Genomic DNA, 22,393 nt, shown 5'->3' with positions numbered 1-22,393 from the left:
CCAAAAGCGATTTATGAGGGATTCCAAAATCTGAAGAGCGAGGAAAAAACCAGGCCGCTCTATTATGAAGCGTATACAAGAGCTTGCGCGGACTGGGTTGTGGGAATGAATGCGTCGAGAGCGTATAGTATTTTATTGAAACAAAGGGGCGTTTCGGATGTGTTTTCAGCTGGAAGGGTGCAATTGTATCCGTAAAATATTTGGGCGTATTTAAAATTACACTGATATGTATAGCTTGTACGAATTTCACCCGTGTTTTATTGGGTGCATTTAGTTTGTAGAAAAGAGGTGTAGACTTTTTTTCGTAAACTTTATGACAGTAATGGATGAAATAGAACCCTCAAAAATTTTATGACTTTAATTACTTACTATCGTTCGTAAAAGTACAGGTGCTTTACTTCAATAAGGGAGTTGCTTTGGCAGCTATTTTTCTTATAGAGCTAAGGGGCAGTGTAGTGAAAGAAGTCACAAAAAAAGAGAGCATAATTATATGCTCTTTTGACTTAACAATTATCCAATTAAGATCTTTTCTTCTGCATAACGAATTTTTGATTTATCATTTGAATGAATAGCAATTGCAAACGCCATTGTCAGAGGTCCAATCCTACCCACCAACATCATAATGGTAATCAAAATACGACCGATAGGGCTCAGTTCCCCAGTAAATCCAGCACTTAATCCAACTGTACCAAAAGCAGAGACCGTTTCAAATAATATCTTGGACATGTCAGCCCCTTTTTCTGTTATTGTGAGTAAAAAGAAGATCATAAAAATAAATATTACCCCAGAAACAGCAATTGATAAAGCTCTAAAAACCTGAGATTTTGGAATTCTTCGTTCAAAAACACTTATATCTTCCTTATTGGTTATGACTGACCATAGAGCAAAAAGTAACAAAGCAAATGTCGTTACTTTTATTCCGCCCCCTGTTGATCCTGAAGCTGCCCCTATAAACATTAATCCCATCATATATACTTGAGAACTTAATGTAAGTTGGCTTATATCGACTGTATTGAAGCCAGCCGTACGGGGGACAACACCTTGAAAGTAAGCAGCCCACCATTTATCCACTATATCCAACGTTCCTAAGGTAGCAGAATTATTGAATTCTAAGCCAAAAATGATAAAGGTACTTACCACATTTATCAGTAAGGTAAATAATAACGTAATTTTGGTGTGAAGAGATAACCTTTTTATTTTTAATTTTTTCTGTCCATATATATCAGTGATTACAAAAAATCCGATTCCCCCAAGCATAAACAACAAAGTAATAGCAAGATTTATAGTTGGGTCTCCTACCCACTTACTTAAGCTATCAGGTTCTAAGCCAAATCCTGCGTTGTTAAAAGCCGAGATAGAATGAAATATTCCATAATAAACTGATTTTCCCCAACTCATTTCCTGTGACCAGCGAATGGCGAGAGCAACAGCACCTATAGTTTCAACAATTAAAGTAATAATAATAATTCGTTGAACTAGTTTGATTACCCCTTGTACGGTAAACGTGTTCAAAGACTCTTGAAGCAATAACCTTTGTTTCAAGCCAATCCTTTTCCCTAAGATAATAAACATCAGTATGCTACTGGTCATAAATCCCCAGCCACCCAATTGAATAAGAATAAGCAAAACGATCTGTCCAAACAGTGTAAACGTGGTACCAGTATCCACAACTGCTAATCCCGTTACACAGACAGCAGAAGTAGCTTCAAAAAGGGCGTCAATAAAACTCAGATGATGCCTGTCTTTAGTAGCCGCAGGTATCATTAATAAACACGTTCCAATAAATATTAACCCTGAAAAACCAAACAACAGAATGTGTGCGGGGTGAAGTTTAATAATGTTAAACCTACGGTGTTTTTTATTAAGTAGCATAGTATCTCCTTTTTCTAAGGAATTATATCGTCCGACCTATCTTTATACCTTTGCACTTGACCTTGAAATAAAGAGATAGGTTAAATAAAGATCAAAATGGAAAGAAAATATAACCCTTTTTGCCCTTAGACAATATATTAATGTGTTTCAGCAGGTCAACTTTTATTCTATATTTGAAAATCTGGCTAGATTCTCTCTGTCCCCAATAACCACTAATAAATCTTCTTTATGAATAATCTGATCTGGAGATGGGGATATGATAATATCTCCTTCTCTTACGATGGCAATGGCACTGATATTATATTTAGCACGAATATCAAGTTCCCGCAGACTTTTTTCAGCCATTCTTGGAGGGATTAATATTTCCTCTATATTGTGTTCTTTTGACAGTTCAATGTAGTTTAACATATTGGGTGATAAAAGCTGATTTGCAACACGTTCTCCCATATCTCTTTCAGGATAGATAATCCAATCGGCCCCTACTTTGTCTAAAACTTGTCCATGTTGCTTACCTAGAGCTTTCGCGATTACTTTTTTTACACCCAGCTCCTTAAGAAGCAAAACGGTTAAAATACTGGACTGCATATCACTCCCAATTGCTACGATTACACAATCAAAATTGCGAATTCCGATTGCTGTAAGTGTTTGCTCTTCCGTGGTATCCGCCACGACTGCATGAGTCACGTATAATTTGGCATCTTCTACTCGTTCTTCATTAACATCAATTCCTAAAACCTCATGTCCAGCCTCATATAATCTTCGAGCTACACTAGTACCAAATCTTCCTAAACCAACAACTGTATATTGTTTTCTTATCATCTCTATCTCACTCCCTACATTTGATTATCAATAATATATTTTCTTTCGGATGAAGGTTAGCATCCGGTTAATACCTCATAGTAATTCCAAATGCACCTGAATGTAACTGTTAAAAGTCCTAATCTCCCTCAAACATCTTGAAAATAATGAGTTCGCGACGAATAGGGGAAAATTCTTATCTCACGCCGACTATAGCGACTACTTTTTTAAGTGTCGTTCCCTGAACTAATAGAGAAAATACAACATTACTGAACGTCATCGCTAATAGCAGCTCTCGCCCTTCAAACTCCGGTGTAACACTTAATATAAGAGCAATAGAAAGAGACCCTTTTAATCCTCCCCAGGCAATTACATGCTTCCAGGAAGTGGGAATGTTTTTATCAAAAGCTAGACTGAAATACACGGCAACAAATCGAGCCGAGAGTACGATTAGAATACTCCCAATAATCAACCATCCTTTATCTAAAAAATTAATACTACTGACTTCTAACCCTACCAATAAGAAAATGAGTGCATTCGAAAGGAAGGCAACAATTTCCCAAAAGGAATCCATTTTTTCATGTGTCAGGTCAGACATCCCGATATTTTTCCCATATGTCCCTAGGATTAAACCAGCTGTCACGACTGCGATCACACCTGAAACATGAAAATGTTCCCCAAGATCAAAAGCACCGTAAAAGAGAACCATGGAAAGTCCGATTTCCACCAAATAATTGTCGATTTTGGATGTAATACGGGAAGCAATAAATCCGCATACTCCACCGATAAGGATACCTCCAATAACTACTTGTATGAACTCAATAAAAGCCTCAAAAGTGCCTGTTAGACTTAAAACAGTGGTCACAAGTGCAATTTTAAATAATACAACGGCTACTCCGTCATTCGCTAAACTTTCTCCTTCAACGATAATGGTTAACCGTTTATTCAAGCCCATAGCTTTGAAAATACTAAGGACAGAAACAGGATCGGTGGCTGCCATCAATGCTCCGAAGATTAGTGCTTGTTGTAGAGAAAGGTTCAGTAGAAAGTACATTAGAAAAGAAACGATTAAAAACGTTAAGAATGTTCCAACAAATGATAATAATAGGATAGGCTTCTTATTCCGGTTTAGTTCATCAATCGGAAGTTTAAGCGATGCATCTCCTAATAGAGCGGATAAAAAGATAAAAATGACTGTAGTTTGGAATACAGTATCAGTTGCAGCATAACTCTTGACCTCAGACAAGCCGGGAATAGGTAGGATTCCTATTATCAATCCAACAATAACAAGAAATGTAGGATACGGTTGTTTCATTTTTTCTGCGATAAAAACAATCCCTACCGCGATAGCCAATAAAATGATCCAGTATGTAATCAGATACTTATTCTCCCTTCATATGATGGCATATTACACCCAATAACGGCCGTATAACATACCCTTTATTTACATTACTCAGGATTCATATAAAAAAACCTACTTCTTGTAGTATGTTTTATACAAATCAAGTTTAGATAAATGTTAATAAGGGACATAAAAAATAAAGTGCTCGGAGTTAGTTTAAGTACAAAAACAGTTTGTGCACTTTCACGAACTCACATTTGCTTTTCGAACGTCCTAACCGGAATAAATGCATTTCTTTTAGACAGTACTTTTAAAAAACTATTTTTTAGGGACATTTTCTTTTAGGTTCTTTTTTTATAAAGGATAGCAAATATTATTATGACTACACCTACCAATACCAGAGGAAGTATTGATGAGATGCTGATAAATCCATGAATCAAGCATAAAACCCACCTCGGTATTCGTTGTTTTCTATAGTATGAACATTTTTTTATAGCGTTATCAAAACTCAACATATATGAGAGTACCTATGACATACCACAGGAATGCAGGATGATTGGCAAAGAAAAGATTGTTATGGGATAGACCAAAAAGTTCCAAATAGAACTTTCTTATTGAACTCCCATGAAAATTAAAATAGTCTTAACCCAAAAAAGAGCGTACAAAAATAGACCCAGAAAAATACTTTTTTAAAAAAATGCTGAGCCTTATGAGTGATCTGATTGAGTTTGGTAAATCGTTAAACAAAAACCTCCAATCATAGCAAATTAAGTAGAGGCTAGCGCGACGACCAAAAAAGGATTAATCTCCCATGAGTGCTACCCATGGAGGATGCGACAGTCGGTGGTACACCGTGGTCGTCGGAGTCAGACTAACGTATGGGCGGAAAGGCACCATAGTTCAAAGACCTTCTTCGCCAGCGATTAAAACATTATCGACATAGAGACCAATTTTCATTCTCTGTGGTGAAACGCTGATTTTTTGCGCTTCATGGATGGCTAACGGGTGCGTTAGCGCCATAAGAAGGCCGCCAATTGGCGGCCTTTTAAATGCGATCATTAAACAAGTCATACATTCCAGCCAAAACCTAAAAATGTCCTTATGCAACTCCCATGAAAATTAAAAATACTCAAAATCTAAAGTAAAGCAAATAAAGACCCAGTAAAAAGATAATAAAAAAAGGCAGCCTTTGAGTGGTCATTATAGAATTAGTTAAAACAAAATTAATCGATCTTCCTTCTTCTTAGATTAAATGCAATAAGGATTAATCTCTCATGAGTGCTACCCCTATAAAGCGCGCCAGTCGGTACACCGTGGGTGTCGGAGTCAGACTAACGTATGGGCGGAAAGGCACCATAGTTCAAAGACCTTCTTCGCCAGCTATTAAATATTATGTACTTTGAAACCACATTGTTATTCGCTGTGGTGCAGCACCGATTTTGCGATGCATGTGTGGCTAACGGGGTGTTTAGTTTAAGTAAAACCCAATGTAATGAAAAATTTGTATACAATCTATTAATCTAAAATATATATAAATTTTACAAAAAAATGATAATTCATGTAATTTAAACAGTATTATTTGATGGTTTCTAAGTACCTATCTAAGTCTTTATCCAGTATAAAAACTTCAATTCTTTCACCTGTTTTAGTGCTAATATCACTATGGGAGGAAAGAACTTTACATCCAGTTTGATCTTCAACTATTTTTTCGTAATCCTTGGTGTACATTTCACGAAGAAGCGAGCGCATTTTTTTTACAAGTTTTTTGCCGGAATTGTGACTGACAAGATGCTTTTCTTCCACAGTCAGGACACCTTTAAAACGAGTAATCAACATGTCATTAATTATATATGTTTTTGCTTCCTGTGGTCCTCTGCCTATCAGATCACGCTGGAACTTAATAAATGCTGCACTTATTTCTGCTTCAAGTTTCTTTTTTGGATTTAACATAATGCCTCCATTTTATCTCGGGAATTTATGGGATTTATCATAATACCCAACCTTAGTTATTGTCAATGTAAGTTTATAAACCTATAAAAAATTTGTAATCACTAGAATTATTAAGCAAAGTTAGTTTTTTCTGACTAATTTGGCCTAAAATGACTGTATATGGTCGATTTTGAATTAATATCGTGATTTTATGAGGTTTACAAACATTTAATGATGAGCGTAGAATAATCCACATAAATAACAATTTGATATCGGCCAAATCTCAAGAAATTGAGAACGGAGGACCCACTATTTTTGGGGTTAATTCTGCATTTGCAGAAGGGATGAGATACTCTTTCGCCATCCTACCCGTCAGCTAACTTCGTCGGCTAAAGCGAAGGAGGTCATAAGACCACCTTAATTCAGGAGGCTTTTTTTGTTATGTTTGTAGCAAAATAGCAACCTGTCATTTCCGTAGGTCTTTTTATTATGCCTATAAATGAAAAGGTTTCTTGGAAGACAGATCGCACAGAGCGCTGTAAAGCTTGCTGGGTGATAAGTAGACCAATGAGTACTTTTTCTCCAATTTTATATGTTTGCTTTGCAATTCATCCAATAACCGATGCGTGAATGTATTAATTAACGCTGGGGATATGGATAGCTACTGCATGGCTGCATACATGGGGAAAGAGTAAGCATTGGTCTATTTTTTATGTTTTCAACTGGCAGGCTTCTCTTCCCCAGAAAGAATGCAGATTGAAAATAAATAAGAGAAAGTACAAATGGGGTGAAATTGTATGGGGAAAGTACTGCTTGTTGGAAAAGGAAAATTATTCAAATTTGTAAAGGAAAGTATAGGGGCCACCCACACGGATACAAGTAACGTAGAATCTGTAGACTATGATGAAGAATGGTTTAAGCCTACAAGGAACCTGAAGGAATGTGATGGAATAATGGTTCAAAACTCAGAGCAGGATAACTGTGTTTATCTATTCCCTAATTCTCTGTTTGATGGAATTAATCTTGTGAGATTATTTTCAGAGTTCAAATCTTTGAGGTTGTTTGTTGTCACTCATGATCAACAATATTCTAGTCTATATAAAAAAATGGGAGCTGATTTTGTCATCTTCAGTAAACCAGAATGTTACAGCTATAACTGGCTGCTAACAAGTGGAACCTAGTTTCTTTAAGAAACTCATAGGGGGTGAGTACATTTTAATTGTTTGAAATTTTTATAGTTTGGAAGGAGAGACGTCAATGGATCTTATATCAGTTTCACTTACAGCTTTTTCATTCTTATCATTTTTTGGATTTATCCATTTTTGTAACAAAGTTATAGAAGAAAAAGGAGAGTAGAAACGATGTTTTTATTATTTATTGTTGGAGCACTTTCGTTGTATTTAATTCATGCTTTAATTTACCCGGAAAAATATTAATAGCTACAAAACGGAGGAAATGCAAATGGATTTTTTACAAATCGGTCTGGTATTGGCACTCGTCATTATTCTGGCAATACCACTGGCGAAATATTTAGCTAATGTTTATTCCCTTGAAACAACAAAACAAGATCGGATGTTTGGATGGTTAGAAAGGGGCATTTATAAATTATCTGGTATTAATACCGGTGATATGAACTGGAAGCAATATGTAAAGGCACTACTATTGAGTAATTTAGTCATGTTTATTATTTCGTACATGATACTTCGCTTTCAAGTAGTTTTACCAGGTAATCCTAGTAAGATAGACAACATGGATCCATTATTGGCATTCAATACTGCTGTAAGCTTCCTCACCAATACCAATTTACAGCACTACAGCGGGGAATCGGGACTTTCTTATTTATCGCAAATGGTCGTCATCATATTTTTGATGTTCACGACACCGGCTACCGGTCTTTCGTTATGTATGGCTTTTTTCAGAGGCCTGACCGGGCAGCGCAGTATGGGAAATTTTTATGTGGATTTAATTCGTTCCATCACCCGGGTACTACTGCCGTTATCTATCTTAATCGGTCTTGTCCTAGTATCTCAAGGGGTTCCGCAAACCCTTGATCCTACGGCCATTGCAACTACATTGGAAGGTGCGAAGCAGAATATTGCACGTGGGCCAGTGGCTGCGTTAGAGTCTATTAAACATTTAGGGACAAATGGCGGTGGATTTTTTGGTGTCAACTCGGCCCATCCCTTTGAGAATCCTAATGGTTTCACCAATATAATAGAGATTTTATCCATGTTTCTGATACCTGCTGCTCTTCCCTTAACGTTTGGGTATATGGCAAAAAACAAGAAACTAGGTTGGATTCTTTTTTCAGCAATGGGATTAATGTTCCTTGTGTTCTTAGGTGTTACGTATTTCAGCGAACAAAATGGAAATCCATCATTGGAGAGAATAGGGATTTCTCAAGAGAATGGAAGTATGGAAGGCAAGGAGGTGCGGTTTGGAATTGCACAGAGTGCCCTTTTTACAGCCGTTACGACAGCAGCTACTACAGGTACAGTTAATAATATGCATGATACGCTTACTCCACTTGGCGGATTAGTGCCATTGGCAGAAATGATGTTGAACTGTGTGTTTGGCGGTGATGGAGTGGGGACGGTTAACATCCTTATGTACGCAATAATGGCAGTATTCATTGCCGGGTTGATGGTTGGACGAACGCCGGAGTTTTTAGGGAAGAAAATTGCAGGCAGGGAAATGAAACTAATAGCCATTACCATTCTTCTACATCCATTAATCATCTTAGTTCCGTCAGCTATTGCTTTAGCTACACAAATGGGCACTTCAGCTATTTCTAATCCGGGTTTTCATGGAATTTCGCAAGTTGTTTATGAGTTTACCTCTTCGGCAGCTAATAATGGTTCCGGATTTGAAGGTTTAGGGGATAACACTCCATTTTGGAATATATCCACCGGCTTAGTTATGCTGTTTGGCCGTTACTTTTCTATGATTGCACTAATCGCTGTAGCAGGTTCTTTACTTACAAAGAAACGAGTTCCAGAGACGATTGGAACGTTTAAGACAGATAATAGCACTTTCCTGGTCATTCTCTTGGCAACGGTAATAGTTATTGGGGCTTTGACATTCTTCCCAGTCATTGCACTCGGACCAGTAGCAGAATGGCTCACAATTAGATAAATGTAGAAAAGGAGTATTCTCAATGAGTACAACGCGTAAAAGGACTCTCAATAAGGAAATTGTCGGGCAAGCCATAAAAGATGCCTTTAAAAAGTTAGATCCAAGAATAATGGTTCGTAATCCTGTCATGTTTGTAGTTGAAATAGGATTTATTATCACTCTTTTACTATCCATATTCCCAAACTTCTTTGGAGGAACATCGGATAGAGGTTATAACATTGCCGTGAGCGTAATATTGCTGGTTACAATACTCTTTGCTAACTTTGCGGAAGCATTAGCAGAGGGGCGGGGTAAAGCGCAAGCCGATAGTCTGAAAAAGACGAAACAGGATACTAAGGCAAAGTTATTCCAAAAGGATGGTTCTATAAAGATAGTCGATGCCACAGAACTGCGCAAAGGCGATATTGTCTTGGTGGAAACCAATGATTTAATTCCTACCGATGGTGATGTAATTGAAGGAGTAGCGGCTGTAGATGAGTCCGCAATCACCGGCGAATCAGCACCTGTAATCAAAGAATCAGGTGGGGACTTCTGTTCTGTAACTGGAGGAACGAAAGTCAACAGTGACTTCATCAAAATTATCGTCACTTCAGACCCAGGTGAATCCTTCCTTGATCGAATGATTAACCTCGTAGAAGGGGCTAAAAGACAAAAAACACCTAACGAAATTGCACTGAGTACCCTGCTTGTTAGTTTGACCCTTATCTTTTTGCTTGTTTGCACTACACTAGTACCAATTGCCTCTTATATTAAAGTCACATTACCCATCGCGACCTTAGTAGCGTTACTGGTCTGTTTGATCCCAACAACCATTGGGGGTCTATTGTCTGCCATTGGGATAGCGGGTATGGATAGGGTTACTCAATTTAACGTCATTGCCATGTCGGGAAAAGCTGTCGAAGCAAGTGGTGACATTAATACCATCATCCTTGATAAAACAGGAACCATTACCCATGGGAACCGTATGGCTTCAGCTTTTTTACCGGTTAAGGGGATAAGCCAAACTGAGTTAAATAGAGTGGCCGTTCATTCATCATTACACGATGAAACGCCTGAAGGCCGATCTGTCATCGAACTTGCTAAAAAAGCCGGACTATCTGATAAAGAATTAGATAAAACCGGTACAGTAGGAACTGAGTTCACGGCTGAAACCCGGATGAGTGGTACAGACTTTTCTGATGGTAGAAAAATCAGAAAAGGTGCTGCTGATTCAATAAGACAATATATACAGCAGCAAGGTGGAAAAGTTCCTGGGGATTTAGAGAGCATTACTAATGAAGTCGCAATTGCAGGCGGTACTCCACTTGTTGTTGCAGAAGGAAACCGTGTGCTGGGTGTCATTCACTTGAAGGATACAGTAAAACCAGGCATGAAGGAACGCTTTGATGAATTGCGGAAAATGGGAATTAAAACCGTTATGTGTACCGGTGATAACCCATTGACAGCTAATACCATTGCAAAAGAAGCCGGAGTAGATGATTTTATTGCCGAAGCCAAGCCTGAAGATAAAATTTCTGTCATTAAACAGGAACAAGCACAAGGCAAACTTGTGGCCATGACGGGAGATGGAACGAATGATGCCCCTGCATTGGCCCAGGCTGATGTTGGATTGGCGATGAATACAGGAACCATCGCAGCGAAGGAAGCAGCGAATATGGTGGATTTGGATTCTGACCCTACAAAAATTATCGAGGTAGTGGCAATCGGGAAACAGTTACTCATGACACGGGGAGCCTTGACAACATTCAGTATTGCGAATGATGTGGCTAAATACTTTGCTATCATTCCAGCTATGTTTATGTTGGCCATTCCGCAGATGAAGGCTCTAAATATTATGAATCTGGCTTCACCACAAAGTGCTATTTTATCAGCTTTAATTTTTAATGCTGTTATTATCCCCCTTCTCATACCATTGGCTATGAAGGGTGTGAAATACGTTCCTATGAGTGCTTCAAGATTATTAACCAAGAATTTGTTCATATACGGATTAGGTGGTGTGATAGTTCCTTTCATAGGAATCAAACTTATCGATGTAATCCTAGTCATGTTTCATTTAGCTTAAAATAAAAGTAAGGGTGAGAATCCATGTTGAAAAATATACGCTTAGTTCTGGTACTACTTGTTATGTGTGGAATTGCCTATCCATTGCTAATGACAGGTGTTGCTCAAGTCATTATGCCTTCTAAAGCAGATGGCAGTTTAATAAAAAACGAATCAGGAAAAATCATAGGTTCTGAACTAATTGGTCAATCTTTTAAGGACCCGGGTTACTTTTATGGTCGTGTTTCTTCTATAGAATATGATGCGGCAGGCTCAGGTACACCCAATTATGCCCCATCCAATGAGGACATGATCGAGCGAACAAAAAAAGATTTGGCAACATTTTTAATTGAAAATCCCACTGTCAAACAAGAGGAGATACCTGCTGATTTACTGACAAACTCTGGTTCGGGCCTTGATCCAAATATTTCACCCCAAGGGGCGAAAATTCAGGTATCTCGCATTGCTAAAGAGCGAGGTGTATCTGAAAAAAGTATATATAATCTTGTTGATAAATATACTGAAGGACGGTCATTAGGAGTATTTGGAGACCCCCGAGTGAATGTATTAAAATTAAACATAGCATTAGACCAACTAAAATAACTTTTGAAAAGGAGAGTTTTTCACTCTCCTTGTAACCTTGAACTGGATTTAGGAGGTCAGTATTATGTTAGAACAATTCCGAAGAAAAACCCCAGATGAGATATTAAATTCCATATCAAAAATAAAAAAGGGCCGGCTGAAAATTATTCTTGGCGCAGTCAGTGGTTCAGGCAAAACCTATCACATGCTTCTTGAAGGAAATGATTTGAAAAAGCGAGGTATTGATGTCGTTGTCGGTATTATTAGCGCATCTAATCGTCCGAAAACCTTGGAACAAGTGGGAGGTCTTGAAATCATTCCAGCTATCGAATGGGAAGTTAAAGGAGAGACTAGGCATGATTTAGACTTGGATGAAATATTCGCAAGAAACCCTGAAGTTGTGTTGGTAGACCTGCTTGCTCATAAAAACAGACCTTCCGCCAAAAATGCTACAAGACTAGAAGATGTACAGGAGTTAATTGACAATAAAATCAGTGTCATTACAACCATAAATATTTATGAGCTTGCAGGTGTTAAAGAAGTAGCAGAACAACTCACGGGGCTCCCAATTCATGTAAGTAATACTGTGCCAGAGGATACGCTTTCTCACGCTGATGAAGTGAAATTATTGGACGTAACCCCCGAAGCTATCCTAAAACGTCTACAAGAAGGAGAGTTAGATGAAAAACATGAGCAAGTAAAAGGACATGCCCACCTTTTTAAAAGACATAACTTAGCTGTACTGAGGGAATTGTCCCTTCGCTTCCTGGCAGGGGAGGTAGAGGATGATTTATACGAATACCGGGAGCGTAAAGGGTTAACTGGTCCCTCTGGTGCTTCAGAGCGAATCTTAGTATGTGCTCAATATCATTGGAATGGTTCCATTTTAATCCGAAGAGGAGACCAAATTGCCAAGCGTTTAGGTAGTGATTTATTAGTTACTTGTTTTATCCCTAATGAAAAATCTCTTTCCAAAGTAGAAGCCACATTTAAACGATCAATGGGGAAATTAATTAAAAAATTAGATGGTGAGTTTGAAGAAATATCTATCAGTAAGGAAAACATTGCTGAGGAAATTGTAGCCTATGCTTTATTGCATAATGTCACTCGAATTATACTTGGTCAGTCTAAAAGAACTCGTTGGGAAGAGATTATTCATGGATCCATCGTCAATCGGATTTTACGTATAACAAAGAATATTGATGTATTTGTTGTTGCAGACCGAGCAGAAGTGGAAGGAGAACGGATTATACCTGCTATTCAAACAAAGAGGAAAAAAGAAAATCCCTATCGCAGGCTATCTTCAACAGAAATAAAAGAGAAGATACAAAAAGTTAAAAGAGGTACCTTAAAAGTATATATTGGTGCTGCTCCAGGAGTAGGAAAAACATATACCATGTTAAGGGAAGCCAATCAATTAAAGAAAAATGGAATCGACGTAGTCATTGGCTTACTAGAAACACACGGGCGTAAGGATACGGGGGATCAGATAGGGTGTTTAGACATGATCCTTAGAAAAAAAGTGCAATACAAAAATGTAACCTTGGAAGAAATGGACCTTGATACTATCATTCTGCGTAATCCTGAAGTAGTACTAGTGGATGAGTTAGCTCATACGAACATTCCGGGTAGTAAAAATGCTAAACGGTATGAGGATGTAGAAGAGATACTAAGTGCAGGAATTTCTGTTATTTCCACTATGAATATTCAACATTTAGAGAGTTTAAATGACAGTGTCGAACAAATTTCTGGAGTCCGAGTAAGGGAAACTGTACCGGACCGGATTCTACATTTAGCAGACGAGGTGGAATTAATAGATATTTCGCCTAAGACATTAAGACAACGTATGCGAGAAGGTAACATTTATACAATGGATAAAGTAGAGCAGTCGTTAAGTAATTTCTTTAAAACTGGAAACCTAATTGCGCTCAGGGAGCTTGCATTACGTGAGTTAGCAGACGATGTGGATGATCGGTTGGAATCATTTGAACGGAAAAATGGCGTAAGAGGACCTTGGCGAAAAGAGGAAGTCATTTTTGTTTGTGTAAATTTACGTCAAGATTCAGAACGTTTAATACGAAGGGGATTTCGAATAGCGTATCGTTTGAAGGCCCAATGGTTTGTTGTTTATGTAAAAGACCATCAAAACTTGTCTAATGAAGAGGAAGTCATATTGAAAAGAGTCATGGTTCTAACGGAACGATTAGGAGGTATATTTGAAATATATTATGCTACACATCGGCGTTTAGTAGTAAAAGAAATAACGGGACAATTAAAACATAAAAAAGCAACACAAGTAATTATAGGACATTCAGCTAGGTCGAGGTGGCAAGAAATAATAGAAGGTTCCATAGTTGAACGTCTTCTTCGCGAGACGAGGTATTTAGATGTACTAGTGGTAGCTGATTGAGGAGAAGGTCGATATATCTGGGCCAGAAAAATAATGGCTTCTTAATTTTTTTTACTGTCAAATTTCAGAATGTTACAAGGCAATAGCCTGAGTCTTTTGCTGATAACCTTATGACTTCCCACGTAACGGACTAGTGCTCGGACTGCATTCAGGCGAGCCATAGTTCGTTCATGATAATTTCACAGTAGCTTGGGCTATCAAATCAACAAATTATGCGTATTGGGAATAAGCTTAGACATAACCTTTTGTATTGAATGTAACGATTCCTGCGATTTGTTTGATTTTTCCCTCTAAACCAGGAATGATATCGCCATTTACTTCACTGTCAATGTCAATCATCGTATTATGGAACTATCGGGCAGTTTAGTTGAACAGAGGAGGTGTTTGTGGCACTCCATATTCACTCTTGTTCAGGTATATTAATTAAGACCCATAGAGGTATAACTGCCTTCTTCTATTATTACTTAGTAGTAAGAGGCTTTTACATGATATAAGCAAAAAAGACCAACTGGTTTACGTTGATCTTTATTGAATTAGTTTTGTTCTAATCTTGAAATTTTTGTTGAATTTTTCTTAAATTTTCTTCAGTATCACGAATTTGTTGTATAACATTAATTTCTTGTTGTTTCATCATTTTGAGTCGTTGAGGAATAGTATCATTCCCATTCATTGACCAATCAACAAATTGTTTAATGTCCTTGATTGGCATTCCGGTATTTTTTAAACATAAGATAATATCCAGAAATTTAAGAGCAGCATCGTCAAAAACTCGATCACCTTTTTCAGTTCTTTTGAGAAAAGGGAACAGTCCTTGATTATCATAGTAACGTATTTGAGAAATGGATAAATGATTCATTTTTGCAACTTGACCAATAGTGTAGTTCATGTTCATAGTATCTTACCAAGGGTGATTACCATGGAATAATCCCATTTTTATCAAGAATTTTACCATTATAATTCTTTTCGCTCAATGCGTATTTAACAATTATTTGTGCACCTTCCGAAGTTGTTTTGCCCCCTGGAGCATTTCCATTTAGGTCAGTAGTGGTAAAACCAGGTGTAACACCTAAAATTTCAGGACCGTTAGTCCCAAATTCTTTACCAAAGGCTAATGTTAAGGAATTTGCAGCAGTTTTTGATGAATTATAGCCTAATAAATTAAGTTGTCCAGCTTGCCCATTATCAAACATCGTTTGCGAAGCCATATCGGTAGTGACATTTACAATTTTCCCCCCCTGAGTGTTTTTTACTAGTGGTAAAAATGTTTGGATCATCTGAAATGTTCCAAAGAAGTTAACATTAAATTCTTTACGCAGCGTTTCTATTTTTAATTCACTAGGCAAAATACCGAAATCAAGTGCAATCCCGGCGTTATTAATTAACAAATCTAAGTGATCCGTAATTTCAAGGATTTTATTTTTTGAATTTTGAATTGATTGTGTGTCTGAAATATCAACTTGTACATATGAAATATTAGAATAGCCTAAAGATTGTACAGCTTTTTTTCCAAGTTCTTCATTGCGAGCTCCTAAAAATACGTTATAATTTTTTTCTGCCAATTGACTGACAATTTCATACCCAATACCTTTATTAGCACCTGTTACAAAAGCGAATTTTGTCATACTTTATTCCTCCAATATTTATATAATTTAGATATAAACAAAAAGATACAACCTCAACCTAAGTTGAGGTCAAGGTTTTTTTATATTTTTTATGAAAAACGTGTTTTGACATTGACTTTATGGTAGCAATTTCAGCAATCAAAATTGCTGGTTTTTCGATATTGTTCTTCTACTTTAGGACCCTTTGTTATGAGCTACAAAAGACTCTAAAATATGGCTTCCTTGCTTCTAATACTTAAGTTTCAGGTGACGTACTAACTCTTCAGCACTTTCCTGAACTTGTTCGTCTGTAAAGAAGCGTACTCCCTGCTTTGTAAAAGTGGGCAAGAACCTCATACCTGTCAAGTTAGCTGTTGCTTGGAATGGTTTCGTTAATTCACTCATACTGAAGTGATTGTATCCACCTGCTTGATAGGATGCTTCAGGTCCACCTGTTGAGATGGATAACATAAGCTCTTTTCCACGCAATTTAGTTCCTTCCGTTCCATATGCCCAACCGTAGGTGAGAACCAAATCCTGCCATTGTTTTAACAAAGCCGGGGAACTGTACCAGTAGAATGGGAATTGGAAAACAATACGATCATGCTCCAACAGAAGCTGCTGTTCTTTTTTTACATCAATCTCAAATGTTGGATAATGAGAATATAGATTGTGGACCATAACATTTTCTTCTTGTTGAAGACGGTTCATCCATGTTCTATTTACCTTCGATTGTTCCAAGTTTGGATGTGCTACAATAATTAATGTTTTCATTTTTATCACCTTTCAATTGTTTGTACACGCAAATATAAAAAACGATAAAAGTATTATAAATGAAGAAATACCTTTATTCATTTCAACTTAGAGATTATCGTCCACTAGTTGGCACTATCGCAATCTAAGCGTTACTTTCCCGCGTGGGGTAAATTATGCTGCTATCCTTGATGGATGAAGAACGTAATCGACATATGCTTTAGCATTTTCATCAAGTTCTTGATCTGAAACATGCATAACACCATTCAACACAAATAAGGGTAAAAACTTCGTGCCAATAAGATTGCTTGTTTGCTGTAAAGGAGTTGTTAAGGTCTCCATGGTAAAATGATTGTAGCCAGTAGGCTGATAAGAATCTATTGGTCCAAAGGTTGAAATCGCAAGACCAAGTTCTTTACAGTGAAGCTTGTCTCCGCCTTCGCCATATGCCCAGCCGTAAGAGAGCACTTCATCCTGCCATTGTTTTAACAAAGAAGGCGTACTGTACCAGTAGAATGGAAATTGAAGAATAATACGGTCATGTGATTCTAATAGGCTTTGTTCGTGTGCTACGTTTATTTTCCCGTCTGGATACGCTTGATAAAGAGTATGAATCGTAATTTCTTCGTGCTTTTTCAAATCCAGCATCCAAGTGTGGTTAATTAGAGATTGTTCCAAATTAGGGTGGGCGATAATTACAAGAGTTTTCATTTGGAATGCTCCTTTGTCTAGTTTTGATTTGGTTTCACTTATTGTTTCTTACGGAGAATACTATTACACTTGTACATACAAATGTAATAGTAAAAAATTTTACTTTTCTTCAAATATAATTTCTGTTTCAGTTTGATTTTCGTACATGCTATAAAACGCATTCGCAATATTTTCAGCTGAGAAGTAGGTCCCTTCTTGTACAAACCCCTTTATCGTTAATGTTCCAACATAAATTCCTTTAGGACTCAATTCTTGGTGCAAGCTGTATGTTAAATTGCGAATACCTGCTTTCCCAATTGCTAATGAAGCATAGTCAGCAAACGGGTGAAGAGCTAATCCTCCGCCAGTTAACAATATTGTTCCATTTTCCATATGGGGAATTACTTCTTTTACACTGGTAAGAGCCCCGGCTACACTAATTTTAAAATCTTCTACTAATTGATCAAGGTTTAATGTTGTTGGTTTACCTGGAGTTCCAGAAGCAACATTGTATAAAAGTACATCAATTTTTCCATATGTTTTAATTACCGTATCAATGGCTGTTTTTAAAGATCCTACTGAAGATACATCACCTGGAAATCCTTTTGCGGCAATCCCATCATTTTTAAGTTCATTTTCATATTTCTGTAATGACTCTATACTGCGTGAAATTAGGGAGACTTTAAAGCCTTCTTTTCCGAATTTCCTTGCAGTATTTAAGCTAATTCCTGGTCCAGCACCGACAATTAGCAATATCTTTTCTGACATAATTAAGCCTCCCTGTATATTTGTATATGCAAATGAAGGGTTAAAAAAAATTACAGTTCTCTTTCTAACTTATTGCTCGCTTCATGAAGAGTTTTACTTAAATCTTTACTGAACTCTCTTCCTAAAATTTCGGAATAGCTGTTAAACAATTCTTTTAAAGAAACCCGAAACTGCTGGTACACCTTTTCTCCTTCTTCAGTTAAAGAAATCAGTGTGTGTTTTCCATCCATTTTTCTGGTGACCAGGTTTAATTTTTCTAGTTTATCAATAAACCTCGTACTTGTAGAAGGTGCAATAGATAACTTATGACATAGTTCCTTCTGTGTGATTTCCGGATGGAACTTCACAATCATTATCATGTAAAGATATGAAGGGGCAAGGTCAACAAAATCAAATGTCTTTTCGGTTAATTTTGTAATGTTACGAGCAAACCGGCTGGCTGTAAAGTAAAGACAATGTATTAATACTTGTTCTTCTTCATTATTCATGTAATCAATCCTTTTCTTCAGTTGCATATACAAATTAACACGAAATAACGTTAACGTCAACTAAATCATTTTTCTTGTTTTCATCTTGAACAGTCTATAATATAAACTTTGTTTCAAAACTTATTGATAGTCCATAAAAAGGGTGAGATAAATGAAAGCATTGCTATTACGTGAAAAAGGTAAATAGAAAGAAATGAAGGTAGAAGACGTTGAAACACCAAAACCAGGTCCAGATGAGATTTTAGTAGAGGTATATGCGGTTGGACTAAATCCTGTTGATTATAAAACAGCTACTGGTGGTAATCCAAATTGGTCCTATCCTCATATTCTTGGTTTAGACGTAGCAGGTATAGTTGCAGAGCTTGGAGAAGGTGTCTCTAAGTGGAAAAAACGAGATCGAGTAGTCTATCATGGAGCCCTTACTAAGAAAGGTGGCTATGCAGAATATACTGTAACCACTGCCAATACTGTCTCTCGAATTCCCGATGAAGTAACGTTTCAAGATGCAGCTGCTTTGCCGACTGCTGGGTACACTGCATACCAATCCTTATTTCGTAAACTACCAATGGAACAAATTGAAACCATTTTAATACACGGTGGTGCTGGCGGAGTAGGAGGTTTTGGTGTTCAATTAGCCAAACATGCAGGCAAAAAGGTAATCTCCACTGCTTCAAGTCATAACCATGAGTATGTAAAATCACTTGGCGCAGATTATGTCATTGATTATAATGAAGAAAATGTGATCACAAGAGTGATGGAGATTACGAGTGGGCGGGGTGTAGATGTAGTGGTGGATGCAGTAAGCAGACAAAGTGCAACAGATTCATTAGATGCATTAGCCTTTTTGGGTCACATCGTCTTTATTTCAGGTGCACCTGATTTTACAAAAATAAAACCTTTTACAAAATCAGTTTCGTATCATGAAATTGCCCTCGGTGCAGCACACCAATCCGGTATTCATAAGGCTCAAGAGGACCTAGGGGTAATAGGAGAGGAAGTGCTTAAGCTAGTGAATGAAAGGAAAATATCTCCTATGTTAGAAGAAATAATAAGCCTTGAGGAAGTTCCAGATGCCTTATCCCGTCTTTCAGAAAGACATGTTAGGGGTAAAATTGTAGCTAAAATAAAATAAGTTAATAAGAATTCTGTATAAGAAACATATATATGCAAGAAATCAACCTCTGTAGAGGCAATTTTCAATTTCCATTGAAGTAAAAGACAGAATATATGTTCTCTTTTGTGTATTTTCGTTCTTTTTCTTAAATCAGATTATCAAGGTTATGGTAAGTTTGTGAAGAAATGTACTTAAACTATAGGGTGCGTTAGCTGAAGATCAGAGCTGTCTTTAAGGTAGCTTATTTTTTATAGAGGGGTATTCCATTTATATGGTGGTTCGTAACATTTTTATAGAACTACCATGAAAATAAGTTACTTTAAAAATGAAAAATGACAATACTTAAGAAGAACCTGCTCAATCGTTTAAAAAAAGAGGAGAGCGTTAATTAATTAGTCTATGGATTAGGGTTGACTGGATTAAGGTCAGTATCAGTATTGACACTTCCTAACCATTTTCATTCTCTGTGGTGCAGCACTTGCTGCATGGATGGCTAACGGGTGTGTTCGTATTATAAGGTTAGCCAGTTTTTACTGGTTGAAGGTACCGATAAAAAGGGAAGCAAACAAAAAGTAGTCCCGAAAACACAATTTTTATCGTGTATTTGGGGCTACTTGACGTTTACCTTTGTACAAGGTTCAATATGGGTGTTTTGACATGAGAAAACCTGTCTGAACCCTATGCAAAAATACCATTTCCAGAAATGAAGAAGATTCTTGAAAAAGCTGAATCACTCAATAAAAAAGAGCATAATTTGCAATTGAAATTAGTAAGTGAATTAGAACGATAAAAGCCTACATCCCGATTTTAAGGATGTAGGCTTTTATTGACTTCTAATTCCATATTATTGGTCATGTTTTTCATAAGTATTATTTATAGGGATAATTAAAGCCATTTAGTAATTCATCAGAATACGAATGTGTTCAAAATCCAGTTTAAGATAATAGGTACCACAAATCCAAGTCCAATGGAAATAATTAAGGCGACTATAATTTTTAAATTACTTACAGTTTTAATATAATACACAACCCTTCTTTATTCATTATCATTTTTCTCATAATTAATTTTGTGATTTTCCAAGTGTTCCCTTAGAACATCTTTTCCAAATTTCTTTTCAAACTCATCAATAGCACTTTGGAGTCTTTTTTCGGTAATTAATTTACTTCCGTCAGTACCAGATAGCTTCCCTATTAATTGAACAACTAATACCTTTAGTATTAATTTCTTATACATAACCATCTAACTTATTAATCGCTTTTGCAGCAATACTAATTCTCATAGGTTCTATTTCATCGGGCTTTTTTAATAAGAACGTTTCATTATGACTCGGTTTATATTCTTCTAATATAAATCGTTCTATGACTGCATTTCTGGGTCCTCTTTTAGAATCTCAAGGATATAATGTAATGGTCACACAGGCTACTGGTGATTTCGGTGCAGACCTGATTTTACGCCGAAAAGGAAAGAAGATTGCTGTTCAGGCTAAACGTTATAGGAGTAATATCGGTATTTCTGCAGTTTAACAAGCTGTTGCTGCGAAGGGTTACTATAAAACTGATTTCGCAATGGTAGTTACAAATCAATATCTTACACCAGCTGCAGTTAAACTGGCGGGCGCAAACAATGTCCGATTAATTAATCGCGATGAATTAACCTTTATGATTGCTAAAGTGAGAAAAAGGAACAATATGGGTGTAAACTCAATGGCTTCTTAAATTTTTTACTGTCATAATTTTATAATGTTACAAGGCAATAGCCTGAGTCTTTTGCTGATAACCTTATGACTTCCCACGTAACGGACTAGTGCTCGGACTGCATTCAGGCGAGCCATAGTTCGTTCATGATAATAGCTTGGGCTATCAAATCCCACAAACTATGGATGATTCGTATTAGGAATAAGCTTAAGACATAACCTTTTGTGTTGAAAATATTGACTCAGATCCTTATAAACATACAAATTTCGTTTTTAAAAAAATGTTTTCATTGTTAGATATCAAACCAACCTTTTTTTATTTATTTTTTATAATGAGGTAACTAAATCTGCTGCTAAGAAATTAGAGCTACTTACTCCTTTCAAATATTTAAAACTTCCCTCACTTGACCAATCAATATTTTGAATATTGGTTAAACTCTTTGGAATTTCAGTATTGTTCAATTGATTAGATGAAAAATTATAGTTCTCTAAAATAATAGTGTTTCCAGCAATAGATAGAGCATTTAAACAAACTATATGAGTTAATCTATATTTTTTGTATTCGCTCCATTGGTTAGGAAATATATTTTTTATTTCATTAAAATAATAGAGTGAAATATATAAATTTTTTTCTTTGGGTAATTCAGCTAAATCAGATTTTCTCGTCAATAATTTTAAAAAATTATGTATGTTTTATAGTGTGATATGCTTTTCTTTATTTCTCTTACCAATAAGAGTCCCTATGCTGTAAAAAGGGCTATCAGGATTAATAATAAGTTGGGTTGCAATCCAACTAAGATTGTCGTTGTTTCTTTTCAAATATCTGCTTAATGAAGATCCAATTCCTATAGCTTTTGTATTAATGATATCAAAAAATTTAATTTCTTCATCTTCATCTAAACAGTGAAAAGCTAGGAAGGGCACATTTAACATCGCGCTTGTTTCTATTGTATATACTCCGATTCCCCCTAATCTATGCTGACCATCCATAAGTGAGGCTTTTTTTTTGCAAATTGATCTGCCTATATTTGGACGGTTGTTATCATAAGCCTGATATTCCCTCACATCACCATAGTAAAGCAGTCATTTCATGCTTTCCCGGAACAGTTCAGTAAAAACGAAGTCATATCTGGCCGATTGTGATAATTAAGGTATAATGATAGGGGAAGATATTTTTT

Annotated in this window: 21 protein-coding genes, 2 pseudogenes and 1 riboswitch; of the genes and pseudogenes, 9 read left to right on the top strand and 14 right to left on the bottom strand. The window is 36.6% G+C overall.

The window, feature by feature from the left end:
* A pseudogene (locus tag ACFX4I_RS25185) lies at nt 1-183 on the top strand (DNA topoisomerase); the annotation flags it as partial.
* A gap of 327 nt (nt 184-510) precedes the next feature.
* Here ACFX4I_RS25185 and ACFX4I_RS25180 read toward each other — a convergent pair.
* The 5 genes from ACFX4I_RS25180 to ACFX4I_RS25160 all read right to left on the bottom strand — a co-directional run bounded on the left by ACFX4I_RS25180 (nt 511) and on the right by ACFX4I_RS25160 (nt 5,962).
* A complete protein-coding gene (locus ACFX4I_RS25180) occupies nt 511-1,872 on the bottom strand; it encodes a TrkH family potassium uptake protein (RefSeq protein ID WP_283931851.1) in 1,362 nt (453 codons plus the stop codon).
* Between the two features lie 162 nt (nt 1,873-2,034).
* On the bottom strand, nt 2,035-2,691 hold the full coding sequence (locus tag ACFX4I_RS25175) for a potassium channel family protein (RefSeq protein ID WP_377423863.1): 657 nt from the start codon (nt 2,689-2,691) through the stop codon (nt 2,035-2,037).
* Nucleotides 2,692-2,866: 175 nt separating this feature from the next.
* Entirely contained in the window at nt 2,867-4,024 is a 1,158-nt protein-coding gene (locus tag ACFX4I_RS25170) for a cation:proton antiporter (protein ID WP_377423861.1), read from the bottom strand.
* An 888-nt stretch (nt 4,025-4,912) separates the two neighbouring features.
* Nucleotides 4,913-5,083 carry a hypothetical protein gene (locus ACFX4I_RS25165; protein WP_377423859.1) on the bottom strand — a complete coding sequence of 57 codons (171 nt, stop codon included), beginning with the start codon at nt 5,081-5,083 and terminating at the stop codon, nt 4,913-4,915.
* A 504-nt stretch (nt 5,084-5,587) separates the two neighbouring features.
* Nucleotides 5,588-5,962: a Na-translocating system protein MpsC family protein gene (locus tag ACFX4I_RS25160; protein WP_377423857.1), complete on the bottom strand. Its 375-nt coding sequence runs from the start codon at nt 5,960-5,962 to the stop codon at nt 5,588-5,590.
* Nucleotides 5,963-6,205: 243 nt separating this feature from the next.
* Nucleotides 6,206-6,347: riboswitch (cyclic di-AMP (ydaO/yuaA leader) on the top strand.
* A 391-nt stretch (nt 6,348-6,738) separates the two neighbouring features.
* Between ACFX4I_RS25160 and ACFX4I_RS25155 the strand changes: the two genes are divergently transcribed.
* The 6 genes from ACFX4I_RS25155 (at nt 6,739) to ACFX4I_RS25130 (ending at nt 14,108) form a co-directional block, all read left to right on the top strand.
* Nucleotides 6,739-7,122, top strand: a complete 384-nt coding sequence (locus ACFX4I_RS25155; RefSeq protein ID WP_377423854.1) for a hypothetical protein — start codon at nt 6,739-6,741, stop codon at nt 7,120-7,122.
* A 180-nt stretch (nt 7,123-7,302) separates the two neighbouring features.
* On the top strand, nt 7,303-7,377 hold the full coding sequence (locus ACFX4I_RS25150) for a potassium-transporting ATPase subunit F (protein ID WP_081109011.1): 75 nt from the start codon (nt 7,303-7,305) through the stop codon (nt 7,375-7,377).
* Between the two features lie 25 nt (nt 7,378-7,402).
* Nucleotides 7,403-9,076 carry a potassium-transporting ATPase subunit KdpA gene (gene kdpA / locus ACFX4I_RS25145; RefSeq protein ID WP_377423852.1) on the top strand — a complete coding sequence of 558 codons (1,674 nt, stop codon included), beginning with the start codon at nt 7,403-7,405 and terminating at the stop codon, nt 9,074-9,076.
* A gap of 22 nt (nt 9,077-9,098) precedes the next feature.
* Nucleotides 9,099-11,138: a potassium-transporting ATPase subunit KdpB gene (gene kdpB, locus ACFX4I_RS25140; protein WP_377423850.1), complete on the top strand. Its 2,040-nt coding sequence runs from the start codon at nt 9,099-9,101 to the stop codon at nt 11,136-11,138.
* 23 nt (nt 11,139-11,161) lie between these two features.
* On the top strand, nt 11,162-11,719 hold the full coding sequence (kdpC, locus tag ACFX4I_RS25135) for a potassium-transporting ATPase subunit KdpC (RefSeq protein ID WP_377423848.1): 558 nt from the start codon (nt 11,162-11,164) through the stop codon (nt 11,717-11,719).
* A gap of 64 nt (nt 11,720-11,783) precedes the next feature.
* Nucleotides 11,784-14,108 (top strand): histidine kinase, encoded by a 2,325-nt coding sequence (locus ACFX4I_RS25130; RefSeq protein WP_377423845.1) that lies wholly within the window; start codon nt 11,784-11,786, stop codon nt 14,106-14,108.
* 544 nt (nt 14,109-14,652) lie between these two features.
* Here ACFX4I_RS25130 and ACFX4I_RS25125 read toward each other — a convergent pair.
* The 6 genes from ACFX4I_RS25125 to ACFX4I_RS25100 form a co-directional block, all read right to left on the bottom strand.
* On the bottom strand, nt 14,653-14,994 hold the full coding sequence (locus ACFX4I_RS25125; RefSeq protein WP_377423842.1) for a MerR family transcriptional regulator: 342 nt from the start codon (nt 14,992-14,994) through the stop codon (nt 14,653-14,655).
* A 25-nt stretch (nt 14,995-15,019) separates the two neighbouring features.
* Entirely contained in the window at nt 15,020-15,730 is a 711-nt protein-coding gene (locus ACFX4I_RS25120) for an SDR family NAD(P)-dependent oxidoreductase (protein ID WP_230302542.1), read from the bottom strand.
* A gap of 228 nt (nt 15,731-15,958) precedes the next feature.
* Entirely contained in the window at nt 15,959-16,483 is a 525-nt protein-coding gene (locus ACFX4I_RS25115; protein WP_283931832.1) for an NAD(P)H-dependent oxidoreductase, read from the bottom strand.
* Nucleotides 16,484-16,636: 153 nt separating this feature from the next.
* Nucleotides 16,637-17,173 (bottom strand): NAD(P)H-dependent oxidoreductase, encoded by a 537-nt coding sequence (locus tag ACFX4I_RS25110; protein WP_377423838.1) that lies wholly within the window; start codon nt 17,171-17,173, stop codon nt 16,637-16,639.
* Nucleotides 17,174-17,272: 99 nt separating this feature from the next.
* Nucleotides 17,273-17,920 carry an SDR family oxidoreductase gene (locus ACFX4I_RS25105; RefSeq protein WP_377423836.1) on the bottom strand — a complete coding sequence of 216 codons (648 nt, stop codon included), beginning with the start codon at nt 17,918-17,920 and terminating at the stop codon, nt 17,273-17,275.
* Between the two features lie 50 nt (nt 17,921-17,970).
* Complete coding sequence (locus tag ACFX4I_RS25100) at nt 17,971-18,408, bottom strand: MarR family winged helix-turn-helix transcriptional regulator (RefSeq protein ID WP_230302546.1); 438 nt, start codon at nt 18,406-18,408, stop codon at nt 17,971-17,973.
* Between the two features lie 193 nt (nt 18,409-18,601).
* On the opposite strand from ACFX4I_RS25100, the gene ACFX4I_RS25095 reads away from it, so the two are divergent.
* Nucleotides 18,602-19,540, top strand: coding sequence for a zinc-binding dehydrogenase (locus ACFX4I_RS25095; RefSeq protein WP_377423835.1), 939 nt, complete (start codon nt 18,602-18,604; stop codon nt 19,538-19,540).
* A gap of 1,017 nt (nt 19,541-20,557) precedes the next feature.
* Here ACFX4I_RS25095 and ACFX4I_RS25090 read toward each other — a convergent pair.
* A complete protein-coding gene (locus ACFX4I_RS25090; RefSeq protein ID WP_230302548.1) occupies nt 20,558-20,755 on the bottom strand; it encodes a hypothetical protein in 198 nt (65 codons plus the stop codon).
* Nucleotides 20,756-20,880: 125 nt separating this feature from the next.
* On the opposite strand from ACFX4I_RS25090, the pseudogene ACFX4I_RS25085 reads away from it, so the two are divergent.
* Nucleotides 20,881-21,237: pseudogene (locus tag ACFX4I_RS25085) on the top strand (restriction endonuclease).
* A 305-nt stretch (nt 21,238-21,542) separates the two neighbouring features.
* Here the strand turns inward: ACFX4I_RS25085 and ACFX4I_RS25080 are convergent.
* Together ACFX4I_RS25080 and ACFX4I_RS25075 are read right to left on the bottom strand one after the other, a co-directional pair.
* The gene (locus ACFX4I_RS25080) at nt 21,543-21,884 is read right to left on the bottom strand and encodes a hypothetical protein (protein ID WP_377423834.1); all 342 of its coding nucleotides are present in this window, start codon (nt 21,882-21,884) and stop codon (nt 21,543-21,545) included.
* Nucleotides 21,885-21,908: 24 nt separating this feature from the next.
* Nucleotides 21,909-22,280 carry a ParB N-terminal domain-containing protein gene (locus ACFX4I_RS25075; protein WP_309518827.1) on the bottom strand — a complete coding sequence of 124 codons (372 nt, stop codon included), beginning with the start codon at nt 22,278-22,280 and terminating at the stop codon, nt 21,909-21,911.
* Between the last annotated feature and the right edge of the window lie 113 nt (nt 22,281-22,393).

The sequence above is a fragment of the Peribacillus sp. YIM B13472 genome, assembly GCF_042788005.1.
Classification (GTDB): Bacteria; Bacillota; Bacilli; order Bacillales; family DSM-1321; genus Peribacillus; species Peribacillus simplex_E.
This window is presented reverse-complemented; position numbering and strand designations above follow the sequence as displayed.

Bases quoted from the DNA above. Each gene is read 5' to 3' on its own strand.
- ACFX4I_RS25180 (WP_283931851.1), bottom strand. From the start codon at position 1,872: ATGCTACTTAATAAAAAACACCGTAGGTTTAACATTATTAAACTTCAC.
- ACFX4I_RS25175 (WP_377423863.1), bottom strand. From the start codon at position 2,691: ATGATAAGAAAACAATATACAGTTGTTGGTTTAGGAAGATTTGGTACT.
- ACFX4I_RS25165 (WP_377423859.1), bottom strand. From the start codon at position 5,083: ATGACTTGTTTAATGATCGCATTTAAAAGGCCGCCAATTGGCGGCCTT.
- ACFX4I_RS25160 (WP_377423857.1), bottom strand. From the start codon at position 5,962: ATGTTAAATCCAAAAAAGAAACTTGAAGCAGAAATAAGTGCAGCATTT.
- ACFX4I_RS25155 (WP_377423854.1), top strand. From the start codon at position 6,739: ATGGGGAAAGTACTGCTTGTTGGAAAAGGAAAATTATTCAAATTTGTA.
- kdpA (WP_377423852.1), top strand. From the start codon at position 7,403: ATGGATTTTTTACAAATCGGTCTGGTATTGGCACTCGTCATTATTCTG.
- kdpB (WP_377423850.1), top strand. From the start codon at position 9,099: ATGAGTACAACGCGTAAAAGGACTCTCAATAAGGAAATTGTCGGGCAA.
- kdpC (WP_377423848.1), top strand. From the start codon at position 11,162: ATGTTGAAAAATATACGCTTAGTTCTGGTACTACTTGTTATGTGTGGA.
- ACFX4I_RS25130 (WP_377423845.1), top strand. From the start codon at position 11,784: ATGTTAGAACAATTCCGAAGAAAAACCCCAGATGAGATATTAAATTCC.
- ACFX4I_RS25125 (WP_377423842.1), bottom strand. From the start codon at position 14,994: ATGAACTACACTATTGGTCAAGTTGCAAAAATGAATCATTTATCCATT.
- ACFX4I_RS25120 (WP_230302542.1), bottom strand. From the start codon at position 15,730: ATGACAAAATTCGCTTTTGTAACAGGTGCTAATAAAGGTATTGGGTAT.
- ACFX4I_RS25115 (WP_283931832.1), bottom strand. From the start codon at position 16,483: ATGAAAACATTAATTATTGTAGCACATCCAAACTTGGAACAATCGAAG.
- ACFX4I_RS25110 (WP_377423838.1), bottom strand. From the start codon at position 17,173: ATGAAAACTCTTGTAATTATCGCCCACCCTAATTTGGAACAATCTCTA.
- ACFX4I_RS25105 (WP_377423836.1), bottom strand. From the start codon at position 17,920: ATGTCAGAAAAGATATTGCTAATTGTCGGTGCTGGACCAGGAATTAGC.
- ACFX4I_RS25100 (WP_230302546.1), bottom strand. From the start codon at position 18,408: ATGAATAATGAAGAAGAACAAGTATTAATACATTGTCTTTACTTTACA.
- ACFX4I_RS25095 (WP_377423835.1), top strand. From the start codon at position 18,602: ATGAAGGTAGAAGACGTTGAAACACCAAAACCAGGTCCAGATGAGATT.
- ACFX4I_RS25090 (WP_230302548.1), bottom strand. From the start codon at position 20,755: ATGTATAAGAAATTAATACTAAAGGTATTAGTTGTTCAATTAATAGGG.